Genomic DNA, 11621 nt, shown 5'->3' with positions numbered 1-11621 from the left:
TAACAATAAGTATGGCTGGGATTTTTTCAGCATCCGCCAGCCCTATAGAGCTGGAACAGAGCACATTGCTGCTTATTCCAAGCGCTATCATGATGCTGTTATTGCCGTACCTATTATTTGTCATTTTTAAATTAAAACGCTCACGTCAGCAACTTCGAATTTCAGAACATCGCTTAAAAAGTACCGTAGAAGGCAGTGGTGACACACTTTGGGATTGGAATATTAAAACCGGTGAAGTGCTGCGAATAAATGATAAATACACCTCAGATACAAACAGCAGCAGTGGCTTTCCCCCTAACCGCGAATTGATTCACCCTCACGATTTACAACACGTCGAAACAGCGCTAAAAAAACACTTTGCTGAACACACCGCATTCTTTGAAGCGAGCTACCGTATAAAAGACAGTTTTGATCGCTGGCACTGGGTACTGGATCGCGGCAAGATCATCGAAAAAGATGCAAACCTAAACCCTTTACGTATGACAGGTACAGTGCGAGATATTTCTCAGCTTAAATCAACTGAAGCACGTTTAAACCTGTTTGCAAAATGCGTTGAGTCGTTAACTGACGCCATCGCCATTTACGATAAAAACTTCAAGCTGGTTGACTTAAACCCGAGCTTTTTGACTTTGTTTGGTGGCAGCCGCGAACAATATTTAAAGAAAGATTTTACCTTAAATGGTTATGACCAAAGCTATGTGGATGAAATTAAAGCCACCGTAAAAGCGACGGAGCATTGGCAACAAGAGGTAAAACTTCGCAATGCAAAAAGACAGTTGTTACCGATTGAAATTTCAATTGATGAAATCAAAAATGAGCACAACCAAATTTGTAACTATGTGGTGGTGTTTTCAGATCAAACAGAACGAAAAAAAGCCGAATCACAATTACATAACTTATCTAATCGCGACCGCACAACGGGCTTACCGAACCGAAATTTGTTTTTCACTAACCTGAAAAAGCTTGCTAAACAAGATAACCATCACGCTTTGTTAGTGTTTGACCTAGATAACTTTAAAAAGATTAACGACTCACTGGGTCACCAACTTGGTGATAGCTTATTGTCTAAGCTTGCGATGCGTTTGAATAAGTTAACCCGCGAAAAAGATGTGTTTTATCGCCTAGGCGGTGATGAGTTTGCGCTGGTAATGTCGGGCACCAACGATATTCATACTATCACTCGAATGGCTAAACTCTTTTTAGCTGCAATTGCCACGCCTTTCAATATGGCGGGTCACGAACTGGTGATCACCTCGAGTGTCGGGATTGTACTGTTCCCTGAAGATGGTAATACCCCAGAACTATTACTTAAGAATGCGGATACAGCCATGTATCACGCCAAGAAAAAAGGTAATAGCTACCTGTTTTTCAACGACACCATGAACCGTGAAGCGGTTAAACGCTTACAAATCGAAAACTTGATGCGTTACGGTCTAAAAGAAGATCACTTTGAGGTGTATTACCAACCGAAGATGAATATTCGTACTGGTAAGCTAGATGGTATGGAAGCACTTGTGCGCTTTATTACTCCGAAAAAAGGCGTCATAAGCCCTGGTGTGTTTATTCCTATCGCTGAAGAAACTGGGCAAATAATCGAAATTGGTGAAGTGGTTTTAAACAAAGCGTGTCGCGATGTAAAGGCGTGGATAGATCAAGGTTTATTCAGCGGTCGTGTGGCAGTAAACTTATCGGCCAAGCAGTTTAGCTTACCTGATTTAACCACTCGTATTGATGTAATTTTGCAAAAAAATGAACTGCCCTCTTACTTCCTTGAGCTTGAGATCACTGAAGGTACGGTTATGGACGATCCGAACGAAGCAATTGCAGTCATGCGCTCACTCAGTGCTCGTGGTATTCACCTTGCAATGGATGACTTTGGTACGGGTTACTCTTCATTAGCCTATCTAAAACAGTTCCCACTAAATACCTTGAAAGTTGATAAAGCCTTTATTGACGACATGCAATCAGAACGTGGTCGTAATATGGTCGACTCAATTGTGACCATTGCTCATAACCTTGATTTACATGTGGTTGCAGAAGGGGTTGAGCAAGCTGATCAGGTCGTTATGTTAGAGCAGTTAAAGTGTCAAACAGTCCAAGGTTATTATTATTCTAAACCGTTATCTCAACCTGAATTTACCGCATTCTTACAAAAGCAACTCGATAAATCTGCACCAAGTCTTCTAAAAACTGTAAAAGCTTAAGGTCGCCAACCACACGATTGTCGGCCAACATGGCGCACAAATGCGCGTCGGTAATGCACGTTAAACAAACACCAAGCGACAGGCCCAAGCACTCCACCTAACAGCATCCAGCGCTTTACAGGCATCCCTTTAGACAGAGACTCAAGATACATCACCAAAATAAATACACAGCTCAAAATAACAAATAACACACAGCACCTCATTAAAATCAGCGGCAGTGTACATAATTTCAGCAAGCTTTAAAACTTCACTCATGCTATACCCTCTATAAGGCTTATTTATACTGACCTTGATGCTACTTGGCCTTACTTTCTAGGCTGTTGAAATGATGTACAAAAACCAAGCTCACTGCTATTATCGGTACGTGCAATTTGCACAAAGGAATATACAAAAATAATTATGAGGAATCGTTATGTCTGAAGAATCAGCTAACATTTATGAAGCACCAGAAGCTGAGCTTACTCAGCAAAATACCAGCGGTAATAGACCTATTTTAAACTTTGACCGCTTCTCTGCTTGGGGCGTGTTCTTTTTATGCCTTTTCACATTTGGTATTTACGCCGTATACTGGCTAGTAAGCCGGACCAATCAAGCAAATACGCTAGCTAAACATAAGGTAAGTCAAAACCTAGTTTATGGCTATGTTGCCCTCTACGCAATTAACATTGGTTTAGCATTCACATCTATTCCAGAAGGTTTATCTGCGCTTGTTTCGCTGGCTTCTTTTGTTGTTGGGATTGTATTAGTTTTCTCTCTTCGTACATCAATTAAAGAGTTGATTAATGAAGGCAGCAATGAACCAGTTCATTTAGGTGGTATTTTAACGTTTTTCTTTAACGTTATTTATTTCCAATACAAAATCAACGAAGCTATTGATAATCAAAAATAATCGTTTCGTTATTTATTAAAAAAGGCATTGAGTTCAATGCCTTTTTTATTGCTAGCTAGTATTACAATGCTCCGGAGTGCTTCACATTTAAATAGGTGTTAAGCACATGAGGTAGTAGCTGCTCAGGGTTACAGTCTAAGGCTATCACCCCTTGTTTTTTCAGCTTTGCCATATTGGCTTTATGTGAATTTAACAGTGCTAAAGCTGCACAATAGCTGGTTGCATCTTCGTACTTTTCAATAGGCTCATCGAGCACTTCACTCACGGCACGATTGTTAATATTAATAAGCGCAACTAAGTGGTGTTTTTGTAATAACTTTATTGCAGGCATCAACTCATCAATACTTTGCTCATCAAGGGTGGTCACTAATAACACTAAAGACCGTTTACTGCGTTTAGCGATTAATTGGTTCACAGCCACTAAATAGTCACTGCTGCTCTTATCTGGATATAGATCATAAAAGTGATTCATTACCCGTGATACATTCTGTGCGCCTTTTACATCGGGTAACCAGCGCAGGTTTTGGTTAAAGCTTTGCATGCTAAACCAGTCACCTTGCTTTAAAACTGTGTGCGACAGCAGTAATAATGCATTTAAAGCATGATCAAAGTGGCTGCCCTCATTGGCTTCTATGGCCATTTTTTTAGAGGCATCGAGCATCACGATGACGTGTTGGTTTTGCTCTTCTTGATACTCACGAGAAATGAGTTTTCGACGCTTACTGGTCGCCTGCCAGTCTATCTGTCTAACACTATCACCTTGGCGGTATTCACGTAACTGCTGAAACTCAATACCATCACCGCGCTTCTTAGTGAGTTTTAAGCCTGAAATAGGCTTATTCACTACACCATTTAAATGCTGCTTTGAGGTAACACGGCTAAAATCGGGATACACTTTTAATTGAATCGCTTGCGCAGCTAACCAGTTTGTTTGCCAAAGGCCAAATGGCGACCCGACCCTAAGTTCAATGGCACTGATCTGCGCATCGCCTCGTTTGTGAGCACGTAATGTAAAGCTCTGCTTTGCTTGTTGCATTGCATCTATAAACACCGTTTGCTGTGGCTTTTGCAGCTCAATTGCATTACTCAAATGAACACTGACATCTAACATCGTCGCATGCTTCGCTTTGTTTTTAATCACGACCTGTAATGCTTGGCGTCGATACAAAGCCATGTTGAGACTCGTTTGTGCACTTATTTCAAGTAAAGGCTCTGACTTCGCCGCCATATAATCGACAAATGCGACCAATAAGGGCACTACTAACAAGGCCGTTAGCACTAAGCTGTCAACTGATGCAATGGCACAGACAAGCAACAATAACAGCAACAAAGCGGTTAATTGCACTAAGCGTTTTGCAGGTCTATGCTTGATGCGTTTCATGAGCGCGGCGCTTCAACACTGGCTAAAATGGCACTGATCACTTCATCAAATGACACCCCTTCCAGCTCCAAATCAGCCGATAAAATTAATCGGTGTCTTAATATATTCACAGACACTGACTTCACGTCATCTGGGGTTACAAAGTCACGGCCATTCATTAATGCCATTACTTTTGCGGCTTTAATGATATTAATTGAGGCACGTAACCCTGCGCCGTGCAGCACGCCTTGCCACGTTCGTGAACTACGCACGATATCGACGGCATAATTCAGTATTTGTTCGTCCACTAAGATATCTGCACAAAGCTGTTTAATGTCTGCAATACGCTTAGCATCCAAGACTGCTGGCAGCTGCTCTACTTTGGTTTCATTAGAAACAATCTGTGTATTCAGTTTTAAAAGCTCAACTTCCGATTCATGAGAAGGAAAACCAAGCTCCACTTTCATCATAAAGCGGTCTAATTCAGCCTCAGGCAGTGGGTACGTCCCTTCTTGATCTAATGGGTTTTGAGTGGCTAATACCATAAATGGTGAATCAATAGATAACGACTCGCCATCAATGGTGATTTGTTGCTCTTGCATCACCTCAAGGAGAGCTGATTGCGTTTTAGCTGGTGCACGGTTGATTTCATCAGCCAGCAAAATATTAGTAAAAGCGGGACCTTTTTTAATATTAAACTCACCTGATTTCATGTCATACAAACTATGGCCAACAACGTCCGATGGCATTAAATCCGGCGTAAATTGCACGCGTGAGAAGTTCACATTTAAGCTTTTTGCTAAGGCTCTAACCAATAGCGTTTTACCAAGCCCAGGAACCCCTTCAAGTAATACATGACCACCTGCAAATAACACGGTAAGCACATCTTCAACAATGGCATCTTGACCGACTAACACACGCGAAATGTTATGCTTTACTTGTTTTACTGCATCAGCTGCCTCAACTAAGCTCATGCGATTAGTGTCCAATTCCGTGCTCATAAGGCATTCCTTAATTGTTTGAATCGTTTTATATATTCTGTTCGTTGTTCTTTTGACTCAGGAAACTTGCTAGCAAGTAGTTGAGCCACTTGTTGTTTTTCAAAATGAGTTAAACTAGCGATGATCTGCGCCTGCTTTTCTACACTGAGCATTTTAAAATTAGGTACCCGCGATTCAACTTTGGCGTAAAAGTCTTTCTTGAGTGCAGCAAATAACACGGCTTCGTGACCATGCTCAGAATAAAAGCTCGCCACTGCACGGATATGCTGATTAAAGCTGGTTTTTATGTCAAAGTCAGGTGCATAAGAGCGGCCGATGCGACTACTGATATGCCACACTGCAAGCACAATCAATAACAGCAACGTCACCACACATTGCCAGCTCCAGTGCCATAATTTGGCAAACCAATTTGGGTAAGTTAGATAAGGTACATAGGTTACTTTTTCAGCCCCTTTACTTAACCAAAGTAATAAGCTGCCATGATCAAGATGGCGAAGTCGATAATTGGTAAAAGGTAATAATGAGGGCATCACGATGATCCGACCTTGACCAAATGCAAAGTCACACATCAGGGTGTCGCCATTATCATTATTGGTACTCACACCTGGGCAGTTTTCAATAAAAAAGGCACGGCTTAGCTCAAGGTCAAGCTGAGTGTTTTCATCGATTGACAGCGTACTATTTTTATTCCCTTCTTTGAGCATCGCAAAATCATATTCAAACACATCTTCTTGGCTTTCTACATTGATGCCAAGCTGACTAAAAAATACCGTGCTATCAATCGCCAGCTCATCGCGCTGCCTGTTTAATACATAAATTAAACGTCCGCCCTCACCAACCCAATCAGCAAGCTGTACATCTAACTGGTAAGAGTCAGCAAGCACCGCCTCATCCAAAATTAAGATACTTTGCGGGTCAATGTTTAACTCATCACTTTGTGCTTGTTCTGCCAAGCGTTTGTTTTTATTCCAATCGATACCATTGGCTTTAAGTAGCCGCTTAGCCATCGTGAAGTTATCTTTTGCCACATCACTATGAAAGCCAATTTCTATTTCTTTTTTCTGCCAATCTAAAGAAGCAATACCAGCAATAACAAATAAGCTAAACACCACTAGCACCGCTATGAGCACAACTTTAAGCTTCATGGGCTTGCTCCTTAGTCTTTGCTGTCATAGTAGTAACTTGCTCAGTCAGCTCGATAAAGTCGATATCAGGGGTTTTATGACCCCAAGCAACCGTGATCCACGCAGAAAATAAGCGGGCAAAAATCGCTTGTCCTTGGTTTGGCACTCTTGCATCAATTGCACGTTTACATTCGCGCTCAGTCATCGAGCGGTGCAAGCGCACTTCATGTTGTTGCTGTGCCCAACTCAGCGCATGATGAAGCAAATATGCCAGTGCCAAGCGGTGCTCACCTTGCTCAAAACACTGCTTTGCTGCGGCAATTAAATCAGTCGGTAAATCTTTGCTTTTAATTTCAGCAAATAAAGTGGGGATCACTGGCTCTTCATTTACTTTAGTACGTTCTGGTAAGCTTAAATTTGCAAAAAAACCGCGCTTTTGCATCAGGTAATAAACCAACCAAATGACTAATAAACCGACCAGTACCCAAACAAATATGCCAAACACTTCACCAATCGCAGTAAACACATCGATAAGCCAAGACCAATCACTCTCTGATGAGCTGTCTTTTGCTTCGATATTGGGCACCCACGTGGTCTCAGTTTCAATGACATTAGGCTCATTATAAAGAGCAGTAACTTGCTCTTTTACCGCTTGCTTATCGATTTGCTCTGCATAGCTTGTTGATGGCTGTAACGAAAACGTTGTCAGTATAAATAGCGTCACGGCACTGACGACGCCTGCAAGACGGGTGCGAATATTTTTAAAAGCCAGCTCTATATCCCAGCCTTCTAGTTCGACACGGCGGTGTAAATAAGCAAGGAAACCACCTGTTACAAATAACGGTGCGACTAACGAGATACTGATGATATAGATAAAGTTAAATGCTATCTCAACCCAGATTGGCGCTTCGAATAGCTGATACATCGCTTCTTGTGCAGAAAATGAATGGGGCACAAGCGCAATCGTCAGCGCCGATATCCCCATTAAAATGATGAATTCAAAATGCACACAAAACAGCATCCATAATGTTTGTTTTGGCTTAGTTGAAGCAAATAAAACTCGCTTACGCTTAGTTTTGCGCTCGCCTGATAGTCGCTCGAGTTGTTCTACAGGGGCTAAAAATGCTCTGTTTGGGCTGAGCCTAAAAACGGTTAAATGCGCTAGCATATCAGCGATTTTTAACTGCTTGAGTGACTTTAAGCTACTCATTATGTTGACTGGCTGATTGAAAACCGCTTTTGACATGTAATCGAGTAAAGGTCGCTCAAATACAGGTTTAAGCCACCAAACAACAAAGCCACCTATGCCCCAATTCACTAAGAGGCTAACAATCAGAAATACAGGCACGGCCATCATCAAATATAAAGAGACCAACGCCATAGCATGCTGCTTAACTAACAACACGGTTAAATCAAAGGTCTCGTAAGCACTGCGCTTGCGGGGATTGAAGCTAAGACGATTAAGCTCCATAGCGCATTCCCCTGTATAAGCGAAAAATGACATAGGCCCAACAACCGCTGCCAACTAAATATTTAATTTCGTTAGCAATATCACGGGGTGACCAAAATGCTTCGATGAAAGCGGCAATGACTAACATCAAAAATGCGCCAACAATCAGTGGAAGCGCTTTTTGTGCAGCCTGTTTCATCGCATATGCACGGGTATACTGCCCTGGATTTAACAAGCCGTAGCCTATTTGACACCCCGCCGCTGAAGCAATAATGATAGCGGTTAACTCAAACGAGCCATGGGTGATCACAAACGAGAAAAACGGCCCTTCAAATCCAACATTCACAATGTGAGCCGCAACGGCACCAAAATAAAAACTATTGAACAACAAGAAAAAAGCAGCGCCAACACAAAACAACACGCCACCTGCAAACATCTGAAATGCAATGCCAATGTTATTGTAGATATAGACCCCGAACATCATCAGATCTTGTGATGCACCGCGCTCAGCTGATTGAACACTACCACTTGGGTTATACATTTGTTCGATATTAAGAACGGTGCTTTGCCCTAAAAATGTATACGCGGCATCAGGGTCGATTGTCACCCAAATAAAAGCAATTAAGGCCAATCCCCAAAATGCCAATAAGTTAATGCCAAGCATGAAACGATTTTCATACAGTGCACGCGGAAATGCCGTGCGTGCCACATGCCATATTTCAGAGAATTGATTACTTCGAGATAAATAAAGGCGCTTTTGTCCTAACTGCACCAGCCTGTTTATTTGCTCAATCAACACTGGGCTGTATTGACGACTTTGGGCAATAGCTAAATCATTACAGACTTTGCGATACAAATTAGGGAAATTAACAGGTAAAGACTCTGCATTATTTTGTTCACAAAGCGCTTCAAATTCATCCCAACTGACACTATTTGATTTTACAAATTGAGTTTGCTTCATTGCTTACCCTCCTGCTGCGGGTAATCGCTATCGTGTTGAGATTGTCCAGCAAAGTGGCGTGCATAGCTAACGAGCTGCGCCTCAATCTCATGCTCTTCAGCAGAAAACGGTGCAGCTAAGATAGCTGCCAACTCACGGCGCCTTGCATCAGATAATTCATCATGACGCTCAGCAAAAGCAAGCACAGCTAATTGCTCTTCGGTGGTTAAGCTGATGGTCGGAATATGCACTTCACCTTGAGATAATTCAGGGCGCGTAGCTAACTCATCGTCGTAAATGACCATGGTGCCTGCAGCCCAATCACCAATGCGTTTAAAACGGTTGTTAAACAACATAACCACAAGGCCTAAGAAGTAGCCTATCGGCAGCATATCTGCTGGGCGTAGTAAGTTACGCACCACTATTTGCGAGAAGCTTGCTGGTAAGCCATTGTCTTGCACAACACGGATTTTAAGGCGTTTTTTACCCGGCGTTTGGCCACTTTCCATTTCAAACAGGATGTTATAGCCCCATGAAATTAAAAAGTAAGCAATTAATATAAGTCCTTGCCCTGCATCGCCAAAAAATGCCAATACAGTACCCACAGCAAGTAAAACCAAACTACGGATAAGAAAATCGATAATGTAAGCATAGCTTCGCGCAACAACGCCGGCGGGAGTGATGGCGATATCAACGCCTTCGGGGAGTTTGATGTATTCTCTGTTTTCCAATCCGTGGTTTAACATTAATCTACTACTGGTATTTATTATTGTTTTCGTAAGCTAATAATAATGCGCGTTTTTCGTTCCTTTTTCAATGAATTTTGTTATGAGCACGTTACAAATAAAACAAAAAAACCGGCATTAAGCCGGTTTTTAAGAGCCTCAGAATTATTTTTCTGCACGACCCATAAATTTTTGTTCAACAGTGTTGATACGAATACGATCGCCTGTCGAAATATGCTCAGGAACTTGAATTGTTAAACCTGTTGTTAAACGCGCAGGTTTAGAACGAGCACTTGCAGAAGCACCTTTGATTGAAGGGTCAGTTTCTTCTACAACAAGTTCAACACTTGATGGTAAATCTAAACCAACCGGAGCACCATCAATCACAATAACGTGAAGACCTTGAGTTTCTTCATTAACGAATAAAACTTCTTCACTGATCGCTTCTTTATTTAGGTTGTAAGGCGTGTAATCTTCGTTATCCATAAAAACATATTCGTCTCCATCAATGTAAGAGAACATTGCTTCACGACGAGTTAAGTCAGCTAGCTTTAGCATGTCGCTGTCTTTAAAAGTTTCATCAACTTTACCGCCTGTTACTACATCGTATAAACGCATGCGGTATAAACTACCACCAGCACGACCCTGTGGTACAGAACGTTGAATATCTTTAACTACTAAAACACGGCCGTTATGCTCGATAGCGGCGCCTTTTTTAACTTCACTTGCCTTAGGCATGGGTGTATTCCTATCGTTTTTTGATGACAGAAATTTACCACGTAATGGCTTTTGTTCAATAAAAATTTGCAGTTTTCACTCATGCCCGTTATTTATTCGATTTTTCAGCAAATTATGACAATAGTTGTCTCCAAACTACGAAAAAGCTGCTATGTTTATAACTACGAAAAATGACTTCAAGGATTGGATCATGAATCAACACACAGTACACGAGTATTTAATGAAAAAGCCATTGGTGATGATCACCCAACCATTTGGCCAAGATGTCGACGTTTACAAGGTGAATCATAAAATGTTTGCTACCCTTGCCGAGGGCAAAGAAGGTCAAACAGACGATGAAGGTAATCTTGTATGGTGGCTAAATCTGAAATGCGATCCAGATGAAGCCCAAGCACTGCGTGATATTTTCCCGTCGGTGATCCCGGGTTATCACATGAACAAACGTTTATGGAATACGGTTATTTTAGATGGCACCGTACCACAAGGAGAGATTGAACGAATGATCGATAATTCGTTTGATTTAGTGGTTGCGAATATGCCAGAAAAAGACAGAAAAGCGATTGCGCTTCATCTGTAAAATTGCGCACTGATCACACTCTGTGATCAGTGCAACTTAAATGAAAATGATGATCGGTATACAAAACGCCGCCAATGGCATACGCATCTAGCTGCTTCTCGACTAACTGAAAACCACACTTCTCAAGTACTTTTTCCGAACCGATATTACCCTCGGTGACAACCGCTTTAAATTCACGCACCGCATGCTCTGATGTGGCGTAATTAAGCACTGCTTGCAAAGACTCTGTAGCATAGCCACGACCATGAAAATTAGGCAGTAGCAAATAACCAACCTCTTGACTATCTGGCACTGTTGATGAGGTAAAGCCAGTTACACCCACCTCTTTACCGGTACTGGTTTCAACAATAACTAAACAAAGTGGTGAATTCGTATTTGGCTGCCAAGGCTTTAAACGTTCATTAAACTTAGCACGTAACTGCGCCTCTGAGGGCTTATCGAAGCATTTAGCTATAACTTCGGCATCATTATGCAAAGTATAAAACAATGGCCAGTCATCGGCATTTAATAGCCGTAATGTTAATCGCGCAGTGGTGAGAGTCATGGTGATTAATCGCTTTGTAAATAAACCTAGTTATAACAAACCGACTTCACGAGTTAAATACCACTTATG

Annotated in this window: 12 protein-coding genes; 3 read left to right on the top strand and 9 right to left on the bottom strand. The window is 41.7% G+C overall.

Translation table 11 applies throughout. The features are described 5' to 3' along the window. Nucleotides 1-89 precede the first annotated feature (89 nt). Nucleotides 90-2204, top strand: coding sequence for a sensor domain-containing protein (locus tag CWC28_RS01325; RefSeq protein WP_420820060.1), 2115 nt, complete (start codon nt 90-92; stop codon nt 2202-2204). On the opposite strand, the gene CWC28_RS01320 is transcribed toward CWC28_RS01325, so the two are convergent. Continuing rightward, the gene (locus CWC28_RS01320) at nt 2201-2395 is read right to left on the bottom strand and encodes a hypothetical protein (protein WP_138624605.1); all 195 of its coding nucleotides are present in this window, start codon (nt 2393-2395) and stop codon (nt 2201-2203) included. The genes CWC28_RS01325 and CWC28_RS01320 overlap by 4 nt on opposite strands. 221 nt (nt 2396-2616) lie before the next feature. Here CWC28_RS01320 and CWC28_RS01315 point away from each other — a divergent pair, with 221 nt between their 5' ends. Further along, nucleotides 2617-3093 (top strand): DUF4234 domain-containing protein, encoded by a 477-nt coding sequence (locus tag CWC28_RS01315; RefSeq protein ID WP_063706703.1) that lies wholly within the window; start codon nt 2617-2619, stop codon nt 3091-3093. A 61-nt stretch (nt 3094-3154) separates the two neighbouring features. Here CWC28_RS01315 and CWC28_RS01310 read toward each other — a convergent pair whose 3' ends face one another. The 7 genes from CWC28_RS01310 to efpL form a co-directional block, all read right to left on the bottom strand. Then, nucleotides 3155-4474: a DUF58 domain-containing protein gene (locus CWC28_RS01310; protein ID WP_138624604.1), complete on the bottom strand. Its 1320-nt coding sequence runs from the start codon at nt 4472-4474 to the stop codon at nt 3155-3157. Beyond that, complete coding sequence (locus CWC28_RS01305; protein WP_138624603.1) at nt 4471-5454, bottom strand: AAA family ATPase; 984 nt, start codon at nt 5452-5454, stop codon at nt 4471-4473. Before CWC28_RS01305 ends, CWC28_RS01310 begins: the two co-directional genes overlap by 4 nt. Further along, the gene (locus tag CWC28_RS01300; RefSeq protein ID WP_105175222.1) at nt 5451-6599 is read right to left on the bottom strand and encodes a DUF4350 domain-containing protein; all 1149 of its coding nucleotides are present in this window, start codon (nt 6597-6599) and stop codon (nt 5451-5453) included. The genes CWC28_RS01305 and CWC28_RS01300 overlap by 4 nt, the downstream gene beginning before the upstream one ends. Beyond that, a complete protein-coding gene (locus CWC28_RS01295) occupies nt 6589-8049 on the bottom strand; it encodes a hypothetical protein (protein WP_105175223.1) in 1461 nt (486 codons plus the stop codon). The genes CWC28_RS01300 and CWC28_RS01295 overlap by 11 nt, the downstream gene beginning before the upstream one ends. Further along, entirely contained in the window at nt 8039-8989 is a 951-nt protein-coding gene (locus CWC28_RS01290; protein WP_063706692.1) for a stage II sporulation protein M, read from the bottom strand. Before CWC28_RS01290 ends, CWC28_RS01295 begins: the two co-directional genes overlap by 11 nt. Continuing rightward, nucleotides 8986-9714: an RDD family protein gene (locus CWC28_RS01285; RefSeq protein ID WP_063706690.1), complete on the bottom strand. Its 729-nt coding sequence runs from the start codon at nt 9712-9714 to the stop codon at nt 8986-8988. The genes CWC28_RS01290 and CWC28_RS01285 overlap by 4 nt, the downstream gene beginning before the upstream one ends. Before the next feature lie 144 nt (nt 9715-9858). Beyond that, nucleotides 9859-10431, bottom strand: a complete 573-nt coding sequence (efpL, locus tag CWC28_RS01280; RefSeq protein ID WP_063706689.1) for an elongation factor P-like protein EfpL — start codon at nt 10429-10431, stop codon at nt 9859-9861. 190 nt (nt 10432-10621) lie between these two features. Here efpL and CWC28_RS01275 point away from each other — a divergent pair, with 190 nt between their 5' ends. Next, nucleotides 10622-11008, top strand: coding sequence for an MmcQ/YjbR family DNA-binding protein (locus tag CWC28_RS01275; RefSeq protein ID WP_063706687.1), 387 nt, complete (start codon nt 10622-10624; stop codon nt 11006-11008). 13 nt (nt 11009-11021) lie between these two features. Here the strand turns inward: CWC28_RS01275 and CWC28_RS01270 are convergent, their stop codons facing one another. Beyond that, entirely contained in the window at nt 11022-11552 is a 531-nt protein-coding gene (locus tag CWC28_RS01270) for a GNAT family N-acetyltransferase (protein WP_063706685.1), read from the bottom strand. Between the last annotated feature and the right edge of the window lie 69 nt (nt 11553-11621).

The sequence above is a fragment of the Pseudoalteromonas sp. S4492 genome (genome assembly GCF_005886115.1).
Lineage (GTDB): Bacteria > Pseudomonadota > Gammaproteobacteria > Enterobacterales > Alteromonadaceae > Pseudoalteromonas > Pseudoalteromonas gelatinilytica.
This window is presented reverse-complemented; position numbering and strand designations above follow the sequence as displayed.

What these genes read in the sequence shown, in the direction of transcription:
- CWC28_RS01305 (WP_138624603.1), bottom strand. Translation starts at nt 5,454, where the DNA reads ATGAGCACGGAATTGGACACTAATCGCATGAGCTTAGTTGAGGCAGCT.
- CWC28_RS01290 (WP_063706692.1), bottom strand. Translation starts at nt 8,989, where the DNA reads ATGAAGCAAACTCAATTTGTAAAATCAAATAGTGTCAGTTGGGATGAA.
- CWC28_RS01315 (WP_063706703.1), top strand. Translation starts at nt 2,617, where the DNA reads ATGTCTGAAGAATCAGCTAACATTTATGAAGCACCAGAAGCTGAGCTT.
- CWC28_RS01325 (WP_420820060.1), top strand. Translation starts at nt 90, where the DNA reads ATGATGCTGTTATTGCCGTACCTATTATTTGTCATTTTTAAATTAAAA.
- CWC28_RS01285 (WP_063706690.1), bottom strand. Translation starts at nt 9,714, where the DNA reads ATGTTAAACCACGGATTGGAAAACAGAGAATACATCAAACTCCCCGAA.
- CWC28_RS01270 (WP_063706685.1), bottom strand. Translation starts at nt 11,552, where the DNA reads ATGACTCTCACCACTGCGCGATTAACATTACGGCTATTAAATGCCGAT.
- efpL (WP_063706689.1), bottom strand. Translation starts at nt 10,431, where the DNA reads ATGCCTAAGGCAAGTGAAGTTAAAAAAGGCGCCGCTATCGAGCATAAC.
- CWC28_RS01300 (WP_105175222.1), bottom strand. Translation starts at nt 6,599, where the DNA reads ATGAAGCTTAAAGTTGTGCTCATAGCGGTGCTAGTGGTGTTTAGCTTA.
- CWC28_RS01310 (WP_138624604.1), bottom strand. Translation starts at nt 4,474, where the DNA reads ATGAAACGCATCAAGCATAGACCTGCAAAACGCTTAGTGCAATTAACC.
- CWC28_RS01275 (WP_063706687.1), top strand. Translation starts at nt 10,622, where the DNA reads ATGAATCAACACACAGTACACGAGTATTTAATGAAAAAGCCATTGGTG.
- CWC28_RS01295 (WP_105175223.1), bottom strand. Translation starts at nt 8,049, where the DNA reads ATGGAGCTTAATCGTCTTAGCTTCAATCCCCGCAAGCGCAGTGCTTAC.